This is a genomic window from Streptomyces sp. NPDC111520 (genome assembly GCF_055635295.1).
In genome coordinates this window covers 1-24,182 of the sequence record NZ_JBVKBW010000023.1, presented here as the reverse complement: position 1 = coordinate 24,182, position 24,182 = coordinate 1, and the positions used below count along the sequence as shown (strand labels likewise).

Below are 24,182 nucleotides of genomic sequence, written 5' to 3'. Positions count from 1 at the left end.
AGCATCTGTGAATGCAGACGCCCGCCGCCACCCACCTCCCCCCTCTCGACCTGCCGGTATCCCGGCTCGCCGGGGACAATGGAGGCATGGTCGGTGGCCGGGTTCCGCGCGCCGCCGTCCACCTGAACGACGTGCCGGATCCGGAGGAGGGCTCGCACCCATGGCCTCGATGAATTTCCCGACGAACGCCCGGACCGAGCGGTCCGGCTCCGGTACCACCCCGGCCGAGTCCGAAACGCCGGAGGAGCAGTCCCCGGCCTACGGCCGGCCGCACGTCGTCCCGCCCCTGCACCCCGAACTGAAGCGCCTGGACGGCCTGTCGACGGTGCCGCGTCCCGCGGAGAAGAGCGGCGAGGCCCGCCCCGCCGACGCCGCGGAGGACGAGGAGCCGGCGGAAGAGCTCCCGCTGAACCGCTTCCTGGACCGCGAGCAGAGCTGGCTGGCCTTCAACGAGCGGGTGCTGGAACTCGCCGAGGACCCGGAGACGCCCCTCCTCGAACGGGCCAACTTCCTCGCCATCTTCGCCAGCAACCTGGACGAGTTCTTCATGGTCCGGGTCGCCGGCCTGAAGCGCCGCATCACCACCGGCGTCGCCCAGCGCTCGGCCTCCGGCCTGCCGCCCACCAAGGTGCTGGAGAACATCCTCAGCCGCGCCCGCGAGCTCATGGCGCGGCACGCCGCCTGCTTCCAGAACGACGTGGCCCCGGCGCTCGCCGAGGAGGACATCCACATCATCCGGTGGAACGACCTCACCGAGAAGGAGCAGGCCCGGCTCTTCACGCTCTTCAGGAACAAGATCTTCCCGGTCCTGACCCCGCTGGCCGTCGACCCGGCGCACCCGTTCCCGTACATCTCCGGCCTGTCGCTGAACCTGGCCGTCACCGTGCGCAACCCGGTCTCCGGGCACGACCACTTCGCCCGTGTGAAGGTCCCGCCGATCCTGTCCCGCTTCCTCGAGGCCGGCCCGCAGCGCTTCGTCCCGCTGGAGGACGTCATCGCCGCGCACCTGGAGGAGCTGTTCCCGGGCATGGAGGTGCTGGACAGCCACATGTTCCGGGTGACCCGGAACGAGGACCTGGAGGTCGAGGAGGACGACGCGGAGAACCTGCTCCAGGCACTGGAGAAGGAACTGCTGCGGCGCCGCTTCGGGCCCCCGGTCCGCCTCGAGGTCGAGGAGTCGATCGCCCCGCAGGCCCTGGACACGCTGGCCCAGGAGCTGAACATAGAGGCCGCCGAGGTCTACCCGCTGCCCGGGCCGCTCGACCTGACGGGGCTGTTCGCGATCGCCGGGCAGGACCGTCCGGAGCTGAAGTACCCGAAGTTCGTCGGCGGCACCCACCCCGACCTGGCCGAGGTCGAGTCCGCGCACGCCACCGACGTCTTCGCGGCGCTGCGCGAACGGGACGTGCTGCTGCACCACCCGTACAACTCCTTCTCCACCTCCGTGCAGCGGTTCCTGGAGCAGGCCGCGCAGGACCCGGACGTCCTGGCCATCAAGCAGACCCTGTACCGCACCTCCGGCGACTCGCCGATCGTGGACGCCCTGATCGACGCCGCCGAGGCCGGCAAGCAGGTCCTGGTGCTGGTCGAGATCAAGGCGCGCTTCGACGAGCAGGCCAACATCAAGTGGGCCCGCAAGCTGGAGGAGGCGGGCTGCCACGTCGTCTACGGCCTGGTCGGGCTGAAGACGCACTGCAAGCTGTCGCTGGTGGTCCGCCAGGAGGGCGACACCCTGCGCCGCTACAGCCACGTCGGCACCGGCAACTACCACCCGAAGACCGCCCGGCTCTACGAGGACCTCGGGCTGCTGACCGCCGACCCGCAGGTCGGCGCCGACCTGTCGCACCTGTTCAACCGGCTCTCCGGCTACTCGCGCCGCGAGACGTACAACCGGCTGCTGGTGGCCCCGCGCAGCCTGCGCGACGGGCTGGTCTCGCGGATCCTCGCGGAGATCGCCCACCACCGCGAGGGCCGGCCCGCGTACATCCGGATCAAGGCCAACTCGATGGTCGACGAGGCGGTCATCGACGCGCTGTACCGGGCCTCCATGGCCGGCGTGCCCGTCGACGTCTGGGTGCGCGGCATCTGCGCACTGCGCCCGGAAGTGCCGGGCCTGTCGGAGAACATCAGGGTGCGCAGTGTGCTCGGCCGCTTCCTGGAGCACTCCCGGGTCTTCGTCTTCGGCAACGGAGGCGACCCCGAGGTGTGGCTCGGCAGCGCCGACATGATGCACCGCAACCTCGACCGCCGGATCGAGGCGCTGGTCCGGGTCTCCGACCCGGCGCACCGGGCCTCGCTGAACCGGCTGCTGGAGACCGGAACCTCGGACTCCACCTCGTCCTGGTGGCTCGGTCCGGACGGGGACTGGACCCGGCACAGCACCGACGCCGAAGGGCGTCCGCTGCCCCACATCCAGGAGATGCTCATCGATGCGCGGAGGCGCCGGCGTGGCCCAGCGACACCCTGACACGGCAGCGACGCCCGCCGGCCCGGCCGCCGGCGGGTTCCCCGACCGTGAGGCCGGTGCGGTCCTCGGACAGTACCTGCGGGACGAGGCGACGGCCTTTCTGCGCGCGCTGGCACCACGCGAGGGCGAACCCGGCCGTCCCCAGGACGACACCGCCGAGACCGGCCGGCAGATGCGCCGCTCGGCCCGCCGCATCGCCGGCACCCTGCACACCTTCGGCTCGCTCACCGATCCCGGCTGGGCCGACCCGCTGCGGGGCGAGCTCGGCTGGCTCACCGACACCCTCGGCCGCGAGCACCGCTACGCCGCCCGGCTCGGCCGGCTGATCGGCGCTCTCCAGCGGCTGGCCTCCGCCGAGGACGCCGGGGGCATCCCCGCCGCCCCCGTCCCCGCCGACGACGACCTCGGTCTGTGGCTGCCGGTGCCCGGTGCGCCCGACCCGGCGGCGGCCCCCGAAGCTTCCCGCGAGCGCCTCAACGGCGTCGCGGACACCCCGCGCGGCACGGCGACCGCGCCCGCGGCCACCGAGATCCCGGAACCGGTGGGCGCGGCGGCCCTCGCCGCGGGGGCCCGTCGTTCCCCCGCCCCCGCCCAGGCCGGCGAACGCGGCGGCGCCGGGAGCGGTCCGCTCGCCGTGGGCGCCGCCCGGGCCGGCGCCCTGCTGGAGCGTCAGCTCACCCTCGCCCGGACCCGGGCACACTCCGCGGCCCTCCAGGCCATGGGCTCCTCGCGCTTCCACGCCGTCGTGGACGCGGTGGCGGTGCTCGCCTCCGAGGTGCCGCTGCTCCCGGGCGCGCGCAAGCCCGCCGCCACCGTGCTGCCCCTGCTGGCGGAGCAGGCCCACGCCCGGCTCAACGAGGCCGCGGCGGCGCTGCCGCTGACCCGCGCACGCCACCCGTACAACGGCGAGACGCTCCATGCCGCGCTCGCCGGCGAACTGTCCGCCGAGCGCCAGGACGCCGCGTGGAACCGGGTGCGCGTCCTGCTGCGGCTGCGCCGCTACGCCCAGGAGGTCCTCGCGTACGAGGACGGGGACTCCGCCGCCCGGCTGTCCGCCGCGGCGCGGGTGCTGGAACAGCACCGGGAGGCCGCGGAGGCGGCGGCCGCCGTCACCGCCGCCGCCCGTACCCCGCGGATCGCCCCGGCCACCGCCTACGCGCTGGGCGTGCTCCACGCCGACCAGCGCCTGGAGGCGGAGGCGGCCCGGTACGCCTTCGCCCACCTGTGGGCGCGCTGACGCGTCCGGCCCGTCCGCGGAAGCGGCCCGACCCGCGACCCGCAGCCCGGAAAGGAGCACCGCCATCGCCGCCACCGGTACCGCGGGCACCCCGATCCTCGCCGCCGGGGCGGTGCTGTGGCGCCGCTCCCCGGTCGACGGCGGCCTGGAGATCGCGCTGATCCACCGTCCCAAGTACGACGACTGGTCGCTCCCCAAGGGCAAGTTGAAGCGCGGGGAGACCGCCCTGCACGGTGCGCTGCGCGAGGTCAGGGAGGAGACCGGACTGGACTGCGTGCCCGGCCGGGTACTGCCCTCCTCCACCTACCTCGTCGAGGGGCGCACGAAGATCGTGCGCTACTGGGCGGCCGAGGCGCGCGAGGGCTCCTTCGCCCCCAACCGCGAGGTCGACCGGATGGTCTGGCTGCCGCCGACCGCCTCGCGCAACCGGCTCACCCACGAGCGGGACCGCGTCGTGCTCGACGCGTTCCTGCGCGGAACGGGCATGTGACCCTGGCACGCTGAGACGTATGCCACTCGGTGTGGGCTACAGCACCGCACTGATATGCGAGGTTCACCTTGCGTTCACCCTCGGCCGTCGACCACTTCACCTGATCTGCCTAATTTCGGCCTTACCGGTGAGCGAGCAGCCGCCGGGTGGATGCAGAAATCCATACCTCTGCTTCGCCGTCCACCGGCGGGCTTCAGGAAGGAATCACCAAAGGTGAAGCTTCAGCGTAAGAGCGGGCTCCGCGCCCTGGCCGTCGGCGCGGTCGCGGTCTCCGGTGCTCTCATGCTCACTGCGTGCGGTTCGGACGACAACACCAACGCCGGCGGCGACAGCAGCAAGGCGCCCTCCACGTCGTCCAGCAGCATCAAGTGCGCGGACAAGGGCGGCCAGCTCCTCGCTTCCGGCTCCTCGGCGCAGCAGAACGCCATGGACGCCTGGGTCCAGAACTACCAGCAGGCCTGCTCCGGCGCCCAGATCAACTACAAGGCGTCGTCCTCGGGCGAGGGCATCATCGACTTCAACAACGGCACGGACGGCTTCGCCGGCTCCGACTCGCCGCTGAAGCCCGAGGAGGTCGAGGCCTCCAAGAAGATCTGCGCCACCGGCACCGGCATCAGCATCCCGATGGTCGGCGGCCCGATCGCCATCGGCTACAACGTCTCCGGCGTGGACAACCTGGTCCTGGACGCCCCGACCCTGGCCAAGATCTTCGACTCGAAGATCACCAACTGGGACGACGCGGCCATCAAGAAGCTGAACCCGGACGCCAAGCTCCCCAGCAGCAAGATCCAGACGTTCCACCGTCAGGACGAGTCCGGCACCACGGACAACCTCACCAAGTACTTCAACGGTGCCGCCAAGGACGCGTGGCCGTACGAGCACGCCAAGGCGTGGGCGGGCAAGGGCGGCCAGTCCGCCGCCAAGTCCGCCGGTGTCGCGGCCCAGGTCAAGCAGGTCAACGGCTCGATCGGCTACTTCGAGCTCTCCTACGCGACCGCCAACAGCATCAAGACGGTCAAGATCGACACCGGCGCCTCCGCCCCGGTCGAGGCCACCGCCGACAACGCCTCCGCCGGCATCGCGCAGGCCAAGGTCGTCGGCACCGGCGCCGACCTGTCCCTGGACATGTCCGCCGCGTACACCACCAAGGCCGACAACGCCTACCCGATCGTCCTGGTGACCTACGAGATCGCCTGCGACAAGGGCAACAAGGCCGAGACCCTCCCGCTGGTCAAGTCCTTCCTGGGCTACACCGCCTCCGAGGAGGGCCAGGCGATCCTGTCCGAGGCCGGCTACGCGCCGCTCCCGGCCGAGATCGCCACGAAGGTCCGCTCCACCGTGGACGCCCTGTCCTGACCCAGTCGGCCGGCCCCGCGACACACGTCGCGGGGCCGGTCGCACTTCCGGTGCACCGCCGCCGGGGGAGCGATCCCCCACCCAGACCGGAGTAGAAACCGATGGCTATAACTGCACAGAACCCCACCCCGCCAACGACCGCGAGGCACGCCGGGGCCAACGTCACGCGCATCGGCGACAAGGTCTTCTCGGGACTGTCCCGAGGGTCCGGCATCCTGCTGCTGGTGATCATGGCGTCGATCGCGGTCTTCCTGACGATCCGCGCGATCAACGCGATCTCCAAGGACCACGGCAACTTCCTGACCACCTTCGAGTGGAACGCCAACGCCAACCCGCCGGTCTTCGGCATCGCGGTGCTGGCCTACGGCACGATCGTCAGCTCGATCATCGCGATGGCCATCGCGGTCCCGATCGCGGTCGGCATCGCGCTGTTCATCTCGCACTACGCGCCGCGCCGCATCGCGTCCCCGCTGTCGTACATCGTCGACCTGCTCGCCGCCGTGCCCAGCATCATCTACGGCCTGTGGGGCGCGCTCTTCCTGGTCCCGCACATGACCGGCCTGAACATGTGGCTGGATGACTACCTCGGCTGGACCGTCGTCTTCGAGAAGGAAGACCCGCAGGGCGCCGCCCGCTCGATCTTCACCGTCGGCATCCTGCTGGCGATCATGATCCTCCCGATCATCACCAACGTCAGCCGTGAGGTCTTCCGGCAGGTGCCGCGGATGCACGAGGAGGCCGCCCTGGCCCTCGGCGCGACCCGCTGGGAGACCATCCGCATGTCGGTGCTCCCCTTCGCCCGGTCCGGCATCATCAGCGCCTCGATGCTCGGTCTCGGCCGCGCCCTCGGCGAGACGATGGCCGTGGCCACGGTGCTGTCCGCCGCGCCCATCCTGTCGATCCACGTCCTGGACCCGGTCGGCGGCACCTTCTCCCAGAACATCGTCGCCAAGTTCGGCGAGGCCAACGAGTTCGGCCGTGACGCCCTGATCGCCTCCGGTCTGGTGCTGTTCGTCATCACGCTGCTCGTCAACGGCGCCGCCCGGGCGATCATCGCCAAGCGCAAGGAATACTCGGGGGCCAACGCATGAGCCACGCAGTCGCAGACAAGCGCTCCGCCCCCGTGGTGCCGCAGCGCGCCCTGGCCCAGCGCCGGCTCCCGAAGTGGGCCCCCGCGGGCATCGCGGTCGGCGCGATCGTGCTCGCCGTCGGCATCGGCCTCGGCGGCGGCCTGGACAGCAAGATCCAGTGGGGCCTGATCGCCGTCCTGCTGTTCGTCCTCGGCACCTACGCGATCGCCGCCGCGGTCGAGGGCCGCCGCCAGGCCAAGGACCGCGTCGCCACCAGCGTGATCTGGGCGTCCTTCGTCCTCGCCGCGCTCCCGCTGTACTCGCTGATCCAGACCACGGTCAGCAAGGGCGTCAAGATCCTCGACGGCGCCTTCCTGTCGCACTCCATGAACGGCGTGCTGACCATCGGTGAGGGCGGCGGCGTCTACCACGCCATCATCGGCACCCTGGAGCAGGTCGGCATCGCGACGGCCATCGCGGCCCCGATCGGCATGCTGACCGCCGTCTACCTGGTCGAGTACGGCAAGGGCCGGCTCGCCCAGGCGGTGACCTTCTTCGTCGATGTCATGACGGGCATCCCGTCGATCGTCGCGGGTCTGTTCATCCTGTCGACCTGGAACCTGCTGCTGGGCTTCGGCCCCTCGGGCTTCGCCGGCTCGATGGCCCTGGCCATCCTGATGATGCCGGTGGTCGTCCGCTCCACCGAGGAGATGCTCAAGCTCGTCCCGAACGAGCTGCGCGAGGCCTCGCTGGCGCTCGGTGTCCCCAAGTGGCGCACCATCGTGAAGGTGGTCGTCCCGACCGCGATCGGCGGCATCACCACGGGCGTCATGCTCGCGGTCGCCCGCATCGCCGGTGAGAGCGCCCCCATCGCGCTGTTGGTCTTCGGCAACAACCTGATCAACAACGACCCGTTCAACGGCCCCCAGGCCTCGCTGCCGTTCTACATCTACCAGCAGTACCAGAACGGCAACGACGCCAGCTACGACCGGGCGTGGGCGGCGGCACTCGTGCTGATCGCCTTCGTCATGATCCTGAACCTCCTGGCCCGCGGCATCGCGCGCTGGAAGGCCCCGAAGACCGGTCGCTGACGCGGCCAACATCAGCGACCCAAGGATTGCGAGCAACACCACCATGGCCAAGCGAATCGATGTCAGCGGACTGTCCGCCTACTACGGCGGCTTCAAGGCGATCGACGACATCTCGATGAACATCGAGCCGCGCACGGTGACGGCCTTCATCGGCCCCTCCGGCTGCGGCAAGTCCACCTTCCTGCGCACCCTGAACCGCATGCACGAGGTCACCCCCGGCGGCCGCGTCGAGGGCAAGGTGATGCTGGACGACGAGAACCTGTACGGCGCGGGCGTGGACCCGGTCTCCGTGCGCCGCACGGTCGGCATGGTCTTCCAGCGCCCCAACCCGTTCCCGACCATGTCGGTCTACGACAACGTCGCGGCCGGCCTGAAGCTCAACGGCGTCAAGCGCAAGAGCGACCTCGACGCGATCGTCGAGAAGTCGCTGGTCGGCGCCAACCTCTGGAACGAGGTCAAGGACCGCCTCAACAAGCCCGGTTCGGGCCTGTCCGGCGGTCAGCAGCAGCGTCTGTGCATCGCCCGCGCCATCGCGGTCGAGCCCCAGGTCCTGCTCATGGACGAGCCCTGCTCCGCGCTCGACCCGATCTCCACCCTCGCCATCGAGGACCTGATCGGCGAGCTCAAGGAGCGCTTCACCATCGTCATCGTGACCCACAACATGCAGCAGGCCGCGCGCGTCTCCGACCGCACCGCCTTCTTCAACCTCTCGGCGGTCGGACAGCCCGGCAAGCTCATCGAGATCGACGACACGGAGCGGATCTTCTCCAACCCCTCCGTCCAGGCGACCGAGGACTACATCTCCGGCCGCTTCGGCTGATCGGTCCCGCAGCCGCCCCACAGCGTCCTGCGGTGCTGCATGGCGGTGCCACCGCAAGGCGAAGGGCCCGCTCCCCGTTCGGGGGGCGGGCCCATTTGCGTCGTGACCGGGAACGGCGGGAGGCGGCGGCCGGTGCCCGGCCGCCGCCTCCTCCTCGTACTGCTCCCGGTGTGCTCCGGGCCGTGCGCCCGGTTCAGCCGAAGGCCGCGTGCACCACGGCGTAGACCAGCGCGGCCACCAGCGCCGCGGCCGGCATCGTGATGAACCAGCCGGTCACGATGTTCTTGGCGACGCCCCAGCGGACCGCGTTGACCCGCTTCGTCGCGCCCACGCCCATGATCGCCGAGGTGATGACGTGGGTCGTGGAGATCGGCGCCTTGAAGATGTAGGCCGTCGTGTAGAGGATCGACGCCGCGGTGGTCTCCGCGGCGAAGCCCTGCGGCGGGTCCAGCTCGATGATCTTGCGGCCGAGGGTCCGCATGATGCGCCAGCCGCCCGCGTACGTACCGAGCGAGAGCATCGCGGCGCAGGCGAACTTCACCCACAGCGGGATGCCGTCGCCCTCTTCCTGGACGTCGGCGATGGTCAGCGCGAGCACCACGACGCCCATCGTCTTCTGCGCGTCCTGCAGCCCGTGGCCGAGCGCCATGCCCGCGGCCGACACGGTCTGCGCGATGCGGAAGCCGCGCTTGGCCTTGTGGGGGTTGGCCCTCCGGAAGAGCCACAGGATGGCCAGCATCACCAGGTAGCCGACGACCAGGCCGACGATCGGCGAGAGGAACATCGGCAGGATGATCTTGTCCACCACCCCGGACCAGATGACCCCGGTGCCGCCGGCCATCGCCGCGCCGACCAGACCGCCGAACAGCGCGTGGCTGCTGGAGGAGGGCAGGCCGTAGTACCAGGTGATCAGGTTCCAGACGATCGCCCCGACCAGCCCGGCGAAGAGGATGGCCATGCCGGTCTGCCCGTGCGGCGTCTCGATCAGGCCCTCGCTGACGGTGTTGGCGATGCCGGTGCCCAGGAAGGCGCCGGCGAGGTTCATCACCGCGGCCATCGCCAGCGCGGCCCGCGGGGTCAGCGCCCTGGTGGACACGGAGGTGGCGATGGCGTTCGCGGAGTCGTGGAAGCCGTTGGTGTACGTGAAGAAGAGCGCGACGGCGATGGTCACGACCAGAGAGAAGGTCTCCACCGCGGTCAGGACTCCTTGACCGCGATGGTCTCCACGGTGTTGGCCACGTGCTCGAAGGCGTCCGCCGCCTCCTCCAGGACGTCCACGATCTGTTTCAGCTTCAGCACCTCGATGGCGTCGTACTTGCCGTTGAAGAGGTGGGCCAGCAGCTTGCGGTGGATCTGGTCCGCCTGGTTCTCCAGCCGGTTGACCTCGATCCAGTACTCGGTGAGGTTGTCCATGGTGCGCAGGTGCGGCATCGCCTCGGCGGTCAGCTCGGCCGCCCGGGCCAGCACCTCGATCTGCTGCTCGACCCCCCGTGGCAGCTCCTCGACCTGGTACAGCACGACCAGGTCGACGGCCTCCTCCATGAAGTCCATGATGTCGTCGAGGGACGAGGCCAGCGAGTAGATGTCCTCACGGTCGAAGGGCGTGATGAAGGAGGAGTTCAGCTGGTGGAAGATCGCGTGCGTCGCGTCGTCGCCCGCGTGCTCCGCGGCACGCATCCTTTCGGCGATCTCCGAGCGGGTGGCCGAATCGGCCCCGAGCAGTTCCATGAGGAGCTTCGACCCTGTGACGATGTTGTCCGCGGATGCGGCGAACATGTCGTAGAAGCTCGTCTCCCTGGGGGTCAGACGAAAGCGCACGTGAAGTCCTCGGAATACATCGGTTTCGGTCGCATTGATGCTAGGCGCATCATCCGGCCACAGCTAACCGGCGTCCTACAGTGTCGCTCATCGGCGAGGGTGCGCCCCAGCAGGGGTTCTCCGCGCACCCTCGCACATGGGGGCGAATTCGGTACGATATACCCGGCCGGGGTATAGGGGGCAGGAGGGACATCATGACGGTCACCGAGACCGGTGGCGCCGAGGAGCAGGCGCAGTCGCCGGCGGACGCCGCCGGGCACGCCGACACGGCCGGGGACAGCTCCCCGGAGCACGGGCACGAGGCGCACGGGCACGAAGCGCACCAGCACGGCTACGCCAAGCAGAAGGACCAGCACCTCAAGCGGCTGCGCCGCATCGAGGGGCAGATCCGCGGTCTGCAGCGCATGGTGGAGCAGGACGTGTACTGCATCGACATCCTCACCCAGGTGTCGGCCGGTACGAAGGCTCTTCAGTCCTTCGCTCTCCAGTTGCTGGAGGAGCACCTGCGGCACTGCGTCGCGGACGCCGCGGCGAAGGGCGGACCGGAGGCCGACGACAAGGTGGCCGAGGCCACCGCTGCCATAGCCCGGCTGCTCCGGAGCTAGCGGCCGGCCCCCGCCGACCGCCTGGTCCCCTGCGCGGGCACGCGGGGGCCCACGTTCAGCACCTCGTCGATGCGCTCGGGACTCAGCCGTTCCTCGGTCGTCGCCGACGCCGCGATCATCAGCTCGCAGCACAGCTCGATCTCCGCGAGGGCCACGTGGACCTGGTCGTCCTGGTCCAGGAGCCACACCGCCACGTGCACCACCTCCTCCCCGCCCAGCGTAGGGACCGGTGCACGGTCCGTGCATGACACGGACGGGCCATTTCGGCAAGCCTCAGGGGCCGGTCGCAGAAACGATCTTCCCCGTGTAGATGTCGGTCCCGCGGGGCAGGGTGACCCGCACCGGCGCCCCGAAACCATACATCCCGGTGGTCGAGACCACCGTGACCTGGGTCGGCGCGCTGCGTGCGCCGGCGCCCGCCCCGTTGCTGAAGGTGAAGCGCTGCCGCACCTTGCGCAGTCGGCCCTCCTCGTCGAGCCAGGCGTCGAACGGCACCCGGGTCACGGTGAAGCCCTGCGCCGCGGCCGCGAGCTCGGCCCGTACCAGCGGGGAGGCGAGCCGTGCGGCGTCCGCGATGTCCGTGACCCCCCGGTAGTGGCGCACCCGCACCCCGTCCAGGGTCTCCGTCCCGGTCCGGCGCACCTCCCGCGCCGCCCGCAGCAACTCCGCGGCCACCAGGGGGTCGGTCGCGCCGCCCGTGACGAGGTTGCCGTCCGGCAGCCGGGTCGTGTCGACCCGCACCCACTTGTCGGCGGGCACGCCCTCGCCGCGGTTCTTCATGTAGAGGGCGCCCGGCGTCAGCAGCTCCGTGACCGGTTCGTGCTCCGCGTCCCCGGCCGCGTCCGGCGGGAGGACGACCTGGAGCCTGCCGCGCCGCTCGGCGTAGTCGAAGACCCCGGTTCCCGTGATGGCGATCTTCGTGCCGCCGCTGGCCATCTCCATCGACGTGCGGACCTTCGAGGTGCCCCCGGCGGCCAGCGAGTCCACCGCCTGCCGCAGCGTCTCCCCGGGGTCGCCAGGGAGGCTGTCCACCTCGGCGGCCTGCCCGCGGGCCGAGCACCCCGCCACCGCCAGCACGCACAACCCGAGACCCACGGCTGCCGCGGTCGCCCGGCCGAGCTGCCCCATCTCCGCCAACCCCCTGCACCATTTGCCGCGCCTCGGACGTCGTCGGGCATAACGAGGGTCAGGGCACCGCGTCACGGCCGGTAGCTTTGTTCCGTGCCTCCCAACGACCCGCCCGCGCCCGAGCACCGGGCCGGCACCACGGAGAAGGGCGCCTTCTCCCACGCGACCTGCGTCTGCGGCTGGCGGGGCCCGGCCCGCCGCGCCCGCGACCGCGCCCGACGCGACGCCACCGAGCACGAGCGGGACTGACCGCCGCCTTCCCGGCGGACGTCCCCGGCGGACGTCCCCGGCGGACGTCACATCCCTCCTCCGCAACCGGTCACCTGTTCCCCACCGTCCTCACGGACGACCACACGGGGGAAGCGGAGCGGGAGGCCCCATTTTGAACCGACGAACTTTGATCCGCGGCGGCGCAGGCATCGCCGCGGCGGGCTGGCTGACCGCGGCCTGCACCCCGGACGGCGGCCGCCCCGCGCACGCGAACAGCCCCGCCCCCGGCACCCCCGGCACCCCCGCGACGTCCGCAGGCGCCGCCCCGCCCAGCGCCTCGCCGACCGCCCGCCCGGACTGGAAGGCCCTCGGCGGCGCCCTGGACGGCCGCCTCGTCATGCCCGACGACGCGGACTACGCCACCGCCCGCCTGCTGTACAACACCCGCTTCGACGGACAGCGCCCGGCCGCCGTGGCGTACGTCTCCGGTACCGAGGACGTCCGCGAGTGCCTGGACTTCGCGCGCCGCACCGGCGTCCCCGTCTCGGTCCGCAACGGCGGGCACTCGTACGCCGGCTACTCCGGCGGCAAGGGCCGGCTCGTCCTCGACGTCTCCTCGATGTCCTCGGTGGGCGTGTCCGGTGGGACGGCGACCGTCGGGGCCGGCGCGAAGCTCATCGACGTCTACACCCGGCTCGGGGCGAGCGGGCGCACCCTGCCGGCCGGCTCCTGCCCGACGGTCGGCATATCCGGTCTCACCCTCGGCGGCGGGCACGGCGTGCTCAGCCGGGCGTACGGACTGACCTGCGACAGCCTCACCGGCGCCGAGATCGTCACGGCGGGCGGCCGGGTGCTGCGCTGCAGCGCCGACGAGAACCCGGAGCTGTTCTGGGCGCTGCGCGGCGCGGGCGGCGGCCAGTTCGGCGTCGTCACCAAGCTGACGTTCGACACGCAGGCCTCGCCGCAGGTCGTCACCGGCTACCTGAGCTGGCCCTGGAGCAAGGCGGCCGCCGTCCTGCGCGCCTGGCAGGAATGGGGGCCCGGCCAGCCCGACGAGATCTGGTCCGCGCTCCACCTGGACAAGTCGGGCACCGGCTCCCCGCAGATCAGCATCGCCACCGTGGGCATCACCTCGCGCGACGGACTCGCGAACGCCGTCGACCGGCTCGCCGACACCATCGGCGCCTCCGCGACCAGCGTCTCCCTGCACCCGCGCAGCTACCTCGACGCGGCCCTCGCCTACGCGGGCTGCTCGAACCTGAGCACCGCCCAGTGCCACCTGCCCGGCACCACCCCGGGCCGCAGCCCCTCCGGCCGCCTCGGGCGGGAGACGTACGCGGCACGCTCCGACTTCTACGACCGCTCGCTGTCCGCCGCGGGCATCCAGACCCTCCTGTCCCAGGTGGAGGGGCTCCGCTCCGGCTCCGGCAGCGTCTCGCTCACCGCGCTCGGCGGCGCCGTCAACCGCGTCGCGCCCACGGCCACCGCCTTCGTGCACCGGCGCTCGCGCTTCCTGGCCCAGTACATAGAGTCCCCCGGCACCACGAACTGGCTCGCCGGGCTCCACGCCGCCATGCGCCGCCACGCCTCCGGCGCGGCGTACCAGAACTACACCGACGCCGCGCTGACCGACTGGCGCTCCGCCTACTACGGCTCGGCCGCCGACAAGCTGACCCGCCTGAAGGCGCGCTACGACCCCTCGCGGCTGTTCAGCTTCCAGCAGGCGCTCTGAGCCGTCCGCACGCCGGCGGAGCCGTCAGGCGGCCAGGTCCTTCTCGACCGCCGACGGCTCCGGGTAGGGCTCGCCGCGGCGGGCCTCCGGCCGGCCCGGCGCCTGCACGAGCACGCCCAGCCGGGAGTCGGCCAGGGCCTTGGCCAGCGGGGTCAGCAGGGCCAGCGCCGCCGGGGCGAGCAGCAGCGCCACGGCCGTGCCGAGGGCGAAGCCGCCCAGCACGTCGGTCGGGTAGTGCACGCCCATGTAGACCCGGCAGAAACCCTCGGCCAGCGCCACCGCGACGGCCGCCAGGCCCCACTTGCGGCTGACCATGAACAGGCCCATCGCGACGGCCATCGTCAAGGTGGCGTGGTCGCTGACGAAGGAGAAGTCGGTCTTCCCCTTCACCAGGACGTCGATGCCCTTGTGCTCGACGAAGGGCCGGGGCCGGTCCACGAAGTTGCGCAGCGGCACGTTGAGCACGAGCGCGATCGCCGCCGCCAGCCCGGACCAGATCACGCCCGCCACGGCCGTCGGCGCCTCGGCGCCGCTGCGGCGCGCCACGCGCCACCAGCACCAGCCGGCGATCAGCACCATGAGCACGATCAGGCCGTACTCGCCGACGGCCTCCATCACACGGTCGAACCAGCGCGGGGCGTCCTTGGCGAGCCCGTTGATGTCGCGGAGCAGGCTGACGTCGGGGTTCGAGCCGTCCAGCGAGAGCTCTGCCACCGGTGTCCCCTAACTGTCTTCCGCCGCACCCCCGTGCACATCCGCGTGGGAGTCGATTCTCCCCCGTCCAACGGGCGGCACGGTACGTCGCGTTCCGGTCTCCACCGGATGATCACCAAGGCGTTATCGAAGGGAGACACGTTCCCGCATGCCGGGACCCGGTGTTCCCCCAGGGCGACGCCGCGGCGGGCGCGCGGCGGTCACACCGCCGCCGCGCCCGCCGCCGTCACCCGCGTCGCCCCGATGTAGTCCGGGGTGTCGATCTTGTCGAAGCGGATCACCGCGCCCGTGTAGGGAGCGTTGATCATGTAGCCGCCGCCGACATAGATCCCCACGTGGTGGATGGACCGCGGGTCGGTCAGGTCGTACGCGAAGAAGACCAGGTCACCCGGGAGCAGCTCGTCCCGCTTCGGGTGCGGTCCGGCGTTCCACTGGTCGTTGGCCACGCGCGGCAGCTCGATGCCCACCGAGTGGTAGGCCGCCTTCGTCAGGCCCGAGCAGTCGAAGCGGCCGTCGTGCTCCGGCGTGCCGTTGCCGCCCCACAAGTACGGCGTGCCCAGCTTCTCCTGGGCGTAGTAGATCGCGCCCGCGGCCTGCCGCGACGGCCCGACCGGACCCACCGGGGCCGCGAAGCTCTTCTGCAGCGTCGTGATGATCCGGACGTAGTTCTGCGTCTCCCGGATCCTCGGCACCCCGCCGGACCGGATGACCCGGTACGCGCCGGCGTTGTAGGCGGCGAGCATGTTCTCGGTCGGGTCCCCGGGGACGTCCTTGACGTAGCGGGCCAGCTCGCAGTCGTACGATGCCGCCGAGGGGATCGCGTCCGCCGGGTCCCACACGTCGCGGTCCCCGTCCCCGTCGCCGTCCACGCCGTGCGTCGCCCAGGTGCCGGGGATGAACTGCGCTATCCCCTGCGCCTGCGCCGGGCTCTGCGCCCGCGGGTTCCAGCCGCTCTCCTGGTACAGCTGGGCCGCCAGCAACGCCGGGTCGATGGCGTCGCAGAGGTTCCCCCACTTCTGCACCAGGTCCTGGTACGCCGACGGCACCGCCCCCCTGGCGAGCGTCACCGCGCCGCCGCCGCCCGTCAGCTTCGCCGCGACCAGGTACGTGCCGACGACGAGCAGCATGACGAACGACATGAACAGGCCACCCACGACCCCCGACACCAGCCAGGCCTTCCGCGCGGTCCGCGAAGCCGCCGTCACCCGCCCCACCCCTTCGTCGCTTCACCCTGCCCGGCACGGAAGGTGACGGTGCGCCAGGCCCTGGGGAGCATCCCCACCCACAGCGCCGCCAATCGTTGCCCTCCGCTCACCACCGTGATACACAGAGTAGTCAACAATGTCTCATCGAACACCGGATCGCACGCCAGTGTGTCCAGTCTGACGGTTGCGGCCCGGATCACACGGGGGAATCGGCCGAGAAAGTCGCTGAGTCGACATACGTCGGCGGCATCCTCCGCCAAGATAGACCTTGGCTCCTTGCGCCCCGGCGAGGACGTCAACTGATCTAGCGTGGTGGTGAGTTCTCATGTTCCTGGCGGCCGAGAAGGGCGATATCAACACCATCATCGGTGGAATCGCCCCGGACTGGGGGCCTTTCGGTTCCCTGGGGAACGAAGCACGCGTCATGATCGAGGTGGTCATGGCAGTGGCGATCCTGCTCTGCCTGGCCATCGCGATCTGGGGCGCGGCGAAACAGCGCATCGGAGCGACGGCGCTCCGCGACACCTTCAGTGCGGAGCAGGGCAAGGGACTGATCATCGCCGGCCTGACCGGCGTGTTCATCATCGGCTCCCTCGGCACGCTCTTCACCATCGTCTACGGGATGGCGGTCTAGCGACCACGCGTCGGACTCCGCACCATCCCCCGCGCACTGTCCCCGAGGGGCCCGTCCCGGCCCCGCACCCCACCCGAGGCTGTCTGCTGATGCCCACTCACCCGTTGACCCCCGAGGGGGCGAGCCCCCGATGAGCCTCGGCCAGGACGGCCCCCCGACCCGTACCCGTCTCCCGGAGCCCCCTCCCGGCACGGGCGGGCCCTCCCGCCGTCCGCAGCGCTCCAGCCGCAACCTCGTCACGGTCGTCGGCGTCGTCGTGCTCCTCATCGCCGCCATCGCCTTCGCCAACCGCGGCGGCGGCTCCCCGTCCGGCTCCGCCGGCAGCGGCGGCCAGGACGGCGGCACCTCCAACGGCGCCCGCAGCCGACCCACATCGCCCACCGGCACGAAGCCGGTGGACGGCAAGAACGCGGGCATCCCCACGGGATTCGCCCGCACCGACCAGGGCGCGGAATCCGCAGGGGCCAACTACGCGGTGGCCCTGGTCTCCGCCGACATCCTCAATCCGGACCGGCGGCACGAGATCGTGCAGCGGCTCTTCACCGACGGCACCGTGAACGATCTGCAGGCCAAACTCGACAACGCCTACTCGACCGACTTCCTCTCGAAGCTCGGCCTCGACGAGAACGGCAACGCGGCGGAGGGCATGACCTACGTCTCGCGGACCGTCCCCGTCGGCACCACGACCACCGGCTTCCAAGGCGACGCAGCGACGGTGGAGGTCTGGTGCACCGGAGTGTTCGGTACCGCCGGCGAGGGTTCCACCAACCCGGTCGTCAACGACTGGTTCACGATGACGCTCAGGCTGCGCTGGGCGGACAATGACTGGAAGGTCGAGAGCTTCTCCCAGAAGGACGGCCCCGCACCGGTCAACAGCGACCGGACCGCATCGACCGCCGATGAGATCGCCAACGCCGTTCAGCAGTACGGGGGGTTCACCTATGCCCGGTAGCCAGCGCCGTGCCACCACGATCGGCGCCGCCCTGGTCACCCTGCAGACTGCGGCGGTGCTCCTCTCCGCGCGCGCCTTCGCGGCACCCTCCCCGACCCCCTCCCCGTCGGGCGGCAAGGACGAGTGCGAACTCATCGTCGGCCCCGCACGCGACTACTGCGAAAGCGGCAACGGCTCCGGCCGCACCCCCAGCGTCGCGGACCCGCTCGACCCCCTGGACTCACTCGCGCGCGGCTGCGCCGACGCCGCCTCCTGGGTCATCGACGGCCTCTCCAAGGCCGTCAACAAGACCGCCGCCGTGGACTTCACCAACAAGGCGTTCCTCACCCAGTACGCCGTCGTCTTCGCCGCCTCCACCTTCCTCACGCTCCTCCTGTGGCTGCTGGCCGTCGCCAAGCGCGCCGTACGCGGGGTGCCGCTGACGGAGGCCCTGACCGAGGCGATCGGCTTCCTCTGGCTCACCGTGATCGCCTCCGCCTTCACGCCGCTGATCCTCTACACCGTCGTGTCGGCGACCGACGGCATCACGGAGGTCATCGCCTCGGGCACGGCCGCCGACACCGACACCTTCTTCGGCTCGTTCCAGGACGCGCTGACCAAGGACTCCGACATCGGCGGCGGCCCGATCATGCTGATCGTCGTCTCCCTGGTGTCCGTGCTCGCCGCCGGCGTCCTGTGGCTCGAACTCGTCATCCGCGCCGCCCTGCTGTACGTCGGCGCGCTGCTCGGCACCGCCGTCTACTCGGGCCTGGTCGACAAGAACATGTGGCACCACGTGCGCCGTTGGGCCGGGATCATGATCGCGGTGATCCTGGTCAAGCCGGTGATCGTGGTCGTGCTGGGCCTCGCGGGCGCGCTCAGCGGCTCCGACGGGCCCACCGCGTTCGGCGCCGTCGTGTCGGGCCTGGCCATCATCCTGCTGGCCATCTTCGCCAGCGCGATGATCTACCGCTTCGTCCCCGGCTTCGGCGACGACGTGGCGAGCCTGCGCAGCAACCGCAAGGCGAGCGCCGAGTCCCAGGCCGCCGCCGTCATCTCCTCCCCGGCCGCGCTGGTCAAGCAGGGCATCAAGACGCACAGCACCCGCGGCGGCCCCCAGGAGCAGGCCTCGGGCGGCGGTGCCCAGCCCGCGAACGCCGTGCCCAGCGGCATCGCCGCGCACAGCAGCCGCACCGGCACCGCCCCGGCACCGGCCCCCGCGCCGCGCACGAACCCTGACCGCGGCAACGGCGGCGGACCCAGCAGCAAGACAGCAGGAGGCGAAAGCCGGTGACGTCCCAGCCCTACGCCGCACCGCAGCAGCGCCGCACGTACCTGATCGGCAAGGCCCGTCCCAACGCCATCGTCGGCAAGAACCGCGAGACCGGCGAGATCGCGCTGATCATCGTCGGCGCGTTCCTCGGCATGATGTGCGGCCTGCTGATCCCCGTGCTGCCGCTGCGCATCCTGGGCCTGACGGGCTGGCCGCTGCTCGCGTTCGCCGCCGTCTACATGCCGTACCGGCGCCGCACCTTCTACCGCTGGTTCGAGATCAACCGCAGCTACCGCCGTACGCTGCGTTCCGCCGGGGCCTACCGATCCTCCGCCGCGGAGGCCGGCACCCGGCTCGACGGCCGCGAGGTGGAGATCGGCCCGCCGCCCGGCATCGGCCGCATCACCTGGCTGTCGGCGCCGTTCGGCCCGGACGAGATCGCCGTGCTGCTGCACGTCGACCGGCGCACCGTGACCGCCGCCATCGAGATCGAGGGCCCCGGCGTCGGACTGCGCGACAGCGAGGACCAGGAGGCCCTGGTCGAGCGCTTCGGCACGCTCCTCAAGCACGTCGCCAACGGGGACGGCTTCGTCACCCGGCTGCAGATGCTCGCCCGCACCCTGCCCGCGGACCCCGACGCCCACGCCAAGGACGTCACCCAGCGCGGCGACGAGCGGGCCGACCAGTGGCTCAAGGACTCCTACGACCAGCTGCAGTCGATGGTGTCGACCTCGTCCGAGCAGCACCGCGCCTACCTCGTCGCGTGCATGCACTACAGCCGCGAGCTCGCCGCCGAGGGCAACGCCATCGCCCGCGCTGCCGGCGGCGGCCGCAAGTCCCTGGACAAGGACGCCGGTATCGCCGCCGTCATGGCCCGTGAGCTCACCGACATCTGCGCCCGCCTCACCGAGGCCGACATCCGGGTCCGGCAGCCGCTCGGCCAGGCGCGGCTGGCGTCGCTGATCCACTCCATGTACGACCCGGACCACCCGATCGACCACATCCAGGCGATGACCCGCCGCAACGCCTGGCCGGCCGAACTGGACGCCACCGAGCCCACCTACCTCCAGGCCAAGACCCGCGAGTCGGCCACCCGCGCCCCCTGGAACCACTCCACGGCCTGGGTCAAGGAGTGGCCGCTGACCCCCGTCGGCGTCAACTTCCTCGCGCCGCTGCTGGTCCACACCCCGGACGTGATCCGCACCGTCGCGGTCTGCATGGACCTCGAGCCGACCGACGTCGCCATCGAGCGCATGCTCACCGAGAAGACCAACGACGACGCCGAGGCCAGCCGCGCCGCGAAGATGAACCGGGTCGTCGACCCCCGCGACATCGCCCACCACACCCGCATCGACCAGCGCGGCGAGGACCTCGCCTCCGGCGCGGCGGGCGTGAACCTGGTCGGCTACATCACGGTCTCCTCCCGGTCCCCGGAGGCGCTCGCCCGCGACAAGCGCACGATCCGCGCCTCGGCGGGCAAGTCGTACCTCAAGCTGGAGTGGTGCGACCGGGAGCACCACCGGGCGTTCGTCAACACGCTCCCGTTCGCGACCGGCATCCGCCGCTGAGGGGCCGGGAGGTAGCACCATGCGCCTGTGCGCACTTGACGCCCCGTCCCCAGGGACGGCGCTAATGGGAAGGACGACAGGGACAACGATGCCACGCCGGAGCCTGCGCCCCAGGCGCGACGACCGCTGACGCCGAGGAGGCGCTCCACCCATGGCCATGCTGGACCCCCTCGCAGCGATCACCGACGCCTTCACCAGCTTCCTCTTCGGCAAGGTGGAGACCACCCGACTCCCCGTCCGCACCTCCACGGGCCAGGCCCAGGCCGTCTACATGCCGACCGCCGCCCCCGGCCTGGGCGACTCCGGCGTGATCATCGGCCGCGAGGTCTACTCCGGCAAGGGCTACATCTACGACCCCTTCCAGCTGTACGGGCAGCAACTCCCGGCCCCCCACTGGCTGGTCCTCGGCGAGTCCGGCAACGGCAAGTCGGCCCTGGAGAAGACCTACGTCCTGCGGCAGCTGCGCTTCCGCGACCGCCAGGTCGTCGTCCTGGACGCCCAGGGCGAGGACGGCGTCGGCGAGTGGAACCTCATCGCCAAGGCGCTCGGAATAACTCCCATCCGCCTGGACCCGATGGCGGCCCTCGACGGGGGCATCAAGCTCAACCCGCTCGACCCGGCGATCACCACCACGGGCCAGCTCGCGCTGCTCCGCACGATCATCGAGGTCGCCATGGGCCGCGGCCTGGACGAGCGCTCCGGCTTCGCGCTGAAGGTCGCCCACGCCTACGTCCACGACACGGTCACCGACCGGCAGCCGATCCTCACCGACATCGTGGACCGGCTGCGGCACCCCATGGCCGACTCCGCCGAGTCGATGAACGTCGACCTGGAGGACGTCCGCGCCTGGGGCCTGGACGTGGCCCTCGTCCTGGACCGGCTCGTCGACGGCGACCTGCGCGGCATGTTCGACGGCCCCACGACGGCCGGCATCGACCTCGACGCCCCGCTGATCGTCTTCGACCTGTCCCACATCGACCGCAACTCCATCGCCATGCCGATCCTCATGGCGATCGTCGGCGTCTGGCTGGAGCACACCTGGATCCGCCCCGACCGGAAGAAACGCATCTTCCTGGTCGAGGAGGCCTGGCACATCATCAACAGCCCGTTCGTCGCGCAGCTCTTCCAGCGGCTGCTGAAGTTCGGCCGCCGGCTCGGCCTGTCCTTCGTCGCCGTCGTCCACCACCTCTCCGACGTGGTGGACGGCGCCGCCGCCAAGGAGGCCGCGGCGATCCTCAAGATGGCCTCCACGCGCACCATCTACGCCCAGAAGGCGGACGAGGCGCGCGCCACCGGCCGGGTACTGGGCCTGCCCCGGTGGGCGGTGGAGATCATCCCCACCCTCACCCCCGGCATCGCCGTCTGGGACGTCAACGGCAACGTGCAGGTCGTCAAGCACCTCATCACCGAGACCGAACGGCCGCTGGTCTACACCGACCGCGCCATGACCGAGGCCTCGGCCGACGAGGACGACGGGACGGGCGGCTTCGACGAGTCCCGGGTCTCCCTCGACAAGCACATGGCCGACGACGCGGTGGCCTGAACGGGGACCTGACCATGGCGAGAGCGCAGCACCACGGACAGGAGAGCGAAGGCGGGATCCCCGACGGGCTGATCCTCGGCGTCATGGGCTTCCTGCTCGGGATGACGATCCTGGTGTGGACGGGCACCGGGGTGGCGGGCCTCGTCTCCCACGGGGCGTGGCCCGCCGAGGTGCACTTCACGCGCACCCCCGTCGCCATGCGCCACCTCATCGCCGAGCCCCACGACATCGCCGGGGCCTGGCGGCCCGCCCCGCCGGAGGGGCTGCCCGGCTCCGGGCTGTTCTGGGGGGTGTTCATCGGGCAGTTGATGGTGCTCTTCGTCCTCACGGTCTTCGTGATGGGCGCCATCGCCCGTACCCGGCTGCGCCGCGCGGCACGGCGCACGGCACGCCGTACGGCCGCCCTGAAGGCCGCGGAGGCGGCCGAGGAGGCAGCGACCCCGGTCCGGGGCCCGAAGGCCCCGCAGCGGCCCGTGGAGACCCCGGAGACGGCCGCCCCCGAGCCGGAACCCGTACCGCTGGGCCCGGCCGCCGCGCCGCCGGCGCCCGACCCCGCCCCCACGGCCGGTCCCGCGGGCCCCTCCGTCACCGCCGACCGCGAACTCACCCGCACCTGCGCCGCCTTCGCCGCCCTCCGCAGCGACAAGGGCAAGCGCCTCGTCCAGCCGGCCGTCCTCAACGCGGCCGGCCCCGTCCTCGTCACGACCGCCGACCCGGACACCTTCCACCAGACCGTCGGCAACCGCGCCAAGCTCGGCCCGGTCCACGTCTACGACCCGGCCCACCTCGTCGACACCCCGGCCCGGCTCCGTTGGGCCCCGCACTCGGGCTGCGAGGACGTCCCCACCGCCGTCACCCGCGCCCGCGCCCTGCTGTTCCCGGTGCGGCCGCGCGCCGCGGTCGACGCCGCGATGTTCGACGCCGCCGAGACCCTGCTGCGCTGCTGGCTGCACGCCGCCGCCGTCGACGGCCAGCCGTTCCGCCAGGTGCACCGCTGGGCGGGCGGCTCCTCCGGCCAGGACGCCGTCCGCATCCTGCGCACGCATCCCCGGGCCGCCTCCGGCTGGAGCGGCGAGCTCGAGTCCGTCCTCCACGCCCACGTCCACCGCCGCGACGCCGCCCAGGCCCTGGTCCACCGCGCCCTGGAGTCCCTCAACTCCGTCCACATCCGGGACGCCTGCAATCCGGGACGCGCCGACGGCCTCGAGCTGGAGTCATTCCTCAAGGATCTGGGCACGCTCTATGTGGTGGGCGAGCCCAACGAGGACCCGCGAACCCACCCGGGTGCGATGCCGTTGCTGACCGCACTCGTCTCCAGCGTGGTCGAGCACGGCCGGCGCATGGCCGCAGGGTCACCCTCCGGTCGGCTCGACCCACCAATGACCCTGGTGCTGGACGACATCGCCGCCCTCGCCCCGATCCCGGAGCTCCCCGACCTCCTGGCCACCGGCACCTCCGCGGGGCTGCCCACCCTGGCCGTACTGCGCTCCCCCGAACAGGCCCGCGACCACTGGCGCGCCCCGCTCTGGCACCGCGCCGACACCCGCCTCGTCCTCGGCACCCAGCCCCCCGCCCTCCTCGAAGAGGTCCCGGACGCAGTGCGGTTGCCCTAGCGCACCGACTACGGCCGCTCGAGCTCCATCTCGTACTCGGTCCGCGACTCGTCCAGCGGGAACGCCATCGTCCTCCCCGTCCCGACGAAGCCGAGCCGCTTGTAGAAGGCCTGCGCGCGGTTGTTGTCCTCGTGCACCCACAGTCGTACACGCCGCACCTGCTCCGGCAGCTCCCACGACCACGCGATCGCCGCACCGAGCAACTCCGCGGCCAGTCCGCCGCCCCGGAACTCCGGTCGCACGTACACACCCACCAGGTGCGTCTGCGGGACGGCGAACTCCTCGCCCGTCTCCACGAGTACGGCCACATTGGCGACGCGTTCCCCGGCCTCGTCCTCCGCGATGAACGACTGCGTGCGCGCCCGCTCCAGCCACACCGCGTCGTCGAACGCGGCCTCGGTGTCATGGGTGTTGACGAAGGCCACGCCGGCAGCGGGGTCCTTGAGCGCCTCGAGCCGCAGGGCCCGCTGGGCACGCCATTCATCGGGACGGGATGCACGTATGGTGTAGCTGCTCATACCGCGATGGTACGCAAAAAAGCCCCGGCTCCCGAGTGATTAAACTCGGGAGCCGGGGCTCAATAATTGTTCGGCGGCGTCCTACTCTCCCACAGGGTCCCCCCTGCAGTACCATCGGCGCTGAAAGGCTTAGCTTCCGGGTTCGGAATGTAACCGGGC

The 24,182-nt window shown here is 71.4% G+C and carries 23 protein-coding genes and 1 rRNA gene; 16 read left to right on the top strand and 8 right to left on the bottom strand.

Going from position 1 to position 24,182, the window contains the following annotated elements:
* Positions 1-160 precede the first annotated feature (160 nt).
* The 7 genes from ACZ7MY_RS36610 to pstB all read left to right on the top strand — a co-directional run bounded on the left by ACZ7MY_RS36610 (position 161) and on the right by pstB (position 8,531).
* Complete coding sequence (locus ACZ7MY_RS36610) at positions 161-2,467, top strand: RNA degradosome polyphosphate kinase (RefSeq protein ID WP_499608909.1); 2,307 nt, start codon at positions 161-163, stop codon at positions 2,465-2,467.
* The gene (locus tag ACZ7MY_RS36605) at positions 2,430-3,704 is read left to right on the top strand and encodes a CHAD domain-containing protein (RefSeq protein ID WP_499608907.1); all 1,275 of its coding nucleotides are present in this window, start codon (positions 2,430-2,432) and stop codon (positions 3,702-3,704) included. Before ACZ7MY_RS36610 ends, ACZ7MY_RS36605 begins: the two co-directional genes overlap by 38 nt.
* 112 nt (positions 3,705-3,816) lie before the next feature.
* Positions 3,817-4,194, top strand: a complete 378-nt coding sequence (locus ACZ7MY_RS36600) for an NUDIX hydrolase (RefSeq protein WP_499608904.1) — start codon at positions 3,817-3,819, stop codon at positions 4,192-4,194.
* A 213-nt stretch (positions 4,195-4,407) separates the two neighbouring features.
* On the top strand, positions 4,408-5,550 hold the full coding sequence (gene pstS, locus ACZ7MY_RS36595) for a phosphate ABC transporter substrate-binding protein PstS (RefSeq protein WP_499608902.1): 1,143 nt from the start codon (positions 4,408-4,410) through the stop codon (positions 5,548-5,550).
* Positions 5,551-5,651: 101 nt separating this feature from the next.
* Positions 5,652-6,641: a phosphate ABC transporter permease subunit PstC gene (gene pstC / locus ACZ7MY_RS36590; protein WP_499608900.1), complete on the top strand. Its 990-nt coding sequence runs from the start codon at positions 5,652-5,654 to the stop codon at positions 6,639-6,641.
* Positions 6,638-7,711 carry a phosphate ABC transporter permease PstA gene (gene pstA / locus ACZ7MY_RS36585; RefSeq protein WP_499608898.1) on the top strand — a complete coding sequence of 358 codons (1,074 nt, stop codon included), beginning with the start codon at positions 6,638-6,640 and terminating at the stop codon, positions 7,709-7,711. Before pstC ends, pstA begins: the two co-directional genes overlap by 4 nt.
* A gap of 43 nt (positions 7,712-7,754) precedes the next feature.
* Positions 7,755-8,531, top strand: a complete 777-nt coding sequence (gene pstB, locus ACZ7MY_RS36580; protein ID WP_499608896.1) for a phosphate ABC transporter ATP-binding protein PstB — start codon at positions 7,755-7,757, stop codon at positions 8,529-8,531.
* Between the two features lie 193 nt (positions 8,532-8,724).
* Here pstB and ACZ7MY_RS36575 read toward each other — a convergent pair whose 3' ends face one another.
* Together ACZ7MY_RS36575 and ACZ7MY_RS36570 are read right to left on the bottom strand one after the other, a co-directional pair.
* Positions 8,725-9,723 carry an inorganic phosphate transporter gene (locus ACZ7MY_RS36575; RefSeq protein ID WP_499608894.1) on the bottom strand — a complete coding sequence of 333 codons (999 nt, stop codon included), beginning with the start codon at positions 9,721-9,723 and terminating at the stop codon, positions 8,725-8,727.
* A 5-nt stretch (positions 9,724-9,728) separates the two neighbouring features.
* Positions 9,729-10,349 (bottom strand): DUF47 domain-containing protein, encoded by a 621-nt coding sequence (locus ACZ7MY_RS36570; protein ID WP_026251102.1) that lies wholly within the window; start codon positions 10,347-10,349, stop codon positions 9,729-9,731.
* A gap of 194 nt (positions 10,350-10,543) precedes the next feature.
* Here ACZ7MY_RS36570 and ACZ7MY_RS36565 point away from each other — a divergent pair, with 194 nt between their 5' ends.
* Positions 10,544-10,954 (top strand): metal-sensitive transcriptional regulator, encoded by a 411-nt coding sequence (locus tag ACZ7MY_RS36565; protein ID WP_499608892.1) that lies wholly within the window; start codon positions 10,544-10,546, stop codon positions 10,952-10,954.
* On the opposite strand, the gene ACZ7MY_RS36560 is transcribed toward ACZ7MY_RS36565, so the two are convergent.
* Both ACZ7MY_RS36560 and ACZ7MY_RS36555 read right to left on the bottom strand, forming a co-directional pair.
* Entirely contained in the window at positions 10,951-11,157 is a 207-nt protein-coding gene (locus ACZ7MY_RS36560) for a hypothetical protein (protein ID WP_499608890.1), read from the bottom strand. The genes ACZ7MY_RS36565 and ACZ7MY_RS36560 overlap by 4 nt on opposite strands.
* 70 nt (positions 11,158-11,227) lie before the next feature.
* Positions 11,228-12,082, bottom strand: a complete 855-nt coding sequence (locus tag ACZ7MY_RS36555) for an SCO4651 family lipoprotein (protein WP_499609092.1) — start codon at positions 12,080-12,082, stop codon at positions 11,228-11,230.
* 93 nt (positions 12,083-12,175) lie between these two features.
* Between ACZ7MY_RS36555 and ACZ7MY_RS36550 the strand changes: the two genes are divergently transcribed.
* The gene (locus ACZ7MY_RS36550; RefSeq protein ID WP_499608888.1) at positions 12,176-12,331 is read left to right on the top strand and encodes a hypothetical protein; all 156 of its coding nucleotides are present in this window, start codon (positions 12,176-12,178) and stop codon (positions 12,329-12,331) included.
* Between the two features lie 133 nt (positions 12,332-12,464).
* Positions 12,465-14,024 (top strand): FAD-binding oxidoreductase, encoded by a 1,560-nt coding sequence (locus ACZ7MY_RS36545; protein WP_499608885.1) that lies wholly within the window; start codon positions 12,465-12,467, stop codon positions 14,022-14,024.
* A 24-nt stretch (positions 14,025-14,048) separates the two neighbouring features.
* Here the strand turns inward: ACZ7MY_RS36545 and ACZ7MY_RS36540 are convergent, their stop codons facing one another.
* Together ACZ7MY_RS36540 and ACZ7MY_RS36535 are read right to left on the bottom strand one after the other, a co-directional pair.
* Positions 14,049-14,738 carry a phosphatase PAP2 family protein gene (locus ACZ7MY_RS36540; protein ID WP_499608883.1) on the bottom strand — a complete coding sequence of 230 codons (690 nt, stop codon included), beginning with the start codon at positions 14,736-14,738 and terminating at the stop codon, positions 14,049-14,051.
* 200 nt (positions 14,739-14,938) lie between these two features.
* Positions 14,939-15,877, bottom strand: a complete 939-nt coding sequence (locus tag ACZ7MY_RS36535; RefSeq protein ID WP_499609089.1) for a C40 family peptidase — start codon at positions 15,875-15,877, stop codon at positions 14,939-14,941.
* Positions 15,878-16,268: 391 nt separating this feature from the next.
* On the opposite strand from ACZ7MY_RS36535, the gene ACZ7MY_RS36530 reads away from it, so the two are divergent.
* From ACZ7MY_RS36530 to ACZ7MY_RS36505, 6 genes are all read left to right on the top strand, one after another.
* A complete protein-coding gene (locus ACZ7MY_RS36530) occupies positions 16,269-16,577 on the top strand; it encodes a DUF8827 family protein (protein WP_018559685.1) in 309 nt (102 codons plus the stop codon).
* Positions 16,578-16,707: 130 nt separating this feature from the next.
* On the top strand, positions 16,708-17,529 hold the full coding sequence (locus tag ACZ7MY_RS36525) for a DUF8175 domain-containg protein (RefSeq protein WP_499608882.1): 822 nt from the start codon (positions 16,708-16,710) through the stop codon (positions 17,527-17,529).
* Positions 17,519-18,802 (top strand): hypothetical protein, encoded by a 1,284-nt coding sequence (locus tag ACZ7MY_RS36520; RefSeq protein ID WP_499608881.1) that lies wholly within the window; start codon positions 17,519-17,521, stop codon positions 18,800-18,802. Before ACZ7MY_RS36525 ends, ACZ7MY_RS36520 begins: the two co-directional genes overlap by 11 nt.
* Entirely contained in the window at positions 18,799-20,349 is a 1,551-nt protein-coding gene (locus ACZ7MY_RS36515) for an SCO6880 family protein (protein ID WP_499608879.1), read from the top strand. Before ACZ7MY_RS36520 ends, ACZ7MY_RS36515 begins: the two co-directional genes overlap by 4 nt.
* Positions 20,350-20,506: 157 nt before the next feature.
* Entirely contained in the window at positions 20,507-21,892 is a 1,386-nt protein-coding gene (locus ACZ7MY_RS36510) for an ATP-binding protein (RefSeq protein WP_499609086.1), read from the top strand.
* A gap of 14 nt (positions 21,893-21,906) precedes the next feature.
* Positions 21,907-23,505, top strand: coding sequence for a type IV secretory system conjugative DNA transfer family protein (locus ACZ7MY_RS36505; protein ID WP_499608877.1), 1,599 nt, complete (start codon positions 21,907-21,909; stop codon positions 23,503-23,505).
* Positions 23,506-23,513: 8 nt separating this feature from the next.
* Here the strand turns inward: ACZ7MY_RS36505 and ACZ7MY_RS36500 are convergent, their stop codons facing one another.
* Both ACZ7MY_RS36500 and rrf read right to left on the bottom strand, forming a co-directional pair.
* Positions 23,514-24,023, bottom strand: a complete 510-nt coding sequence (locus tag ACZ7MY_RS36500; RefSeq protein ID WP_499608874.1) for a GNAT family N-acetyltransferase — start codon at positions 24,021-24,023, stop codon at positions 23,514-23,516.
* Between the two features lie 68 nt (positions 24,024-24,091).
* Positions 24,092-24,182 (bottom strand): 5S ribosomal RNA (gene rrf, locus ACZ7MY_RS36495); the annotation flags it as partial.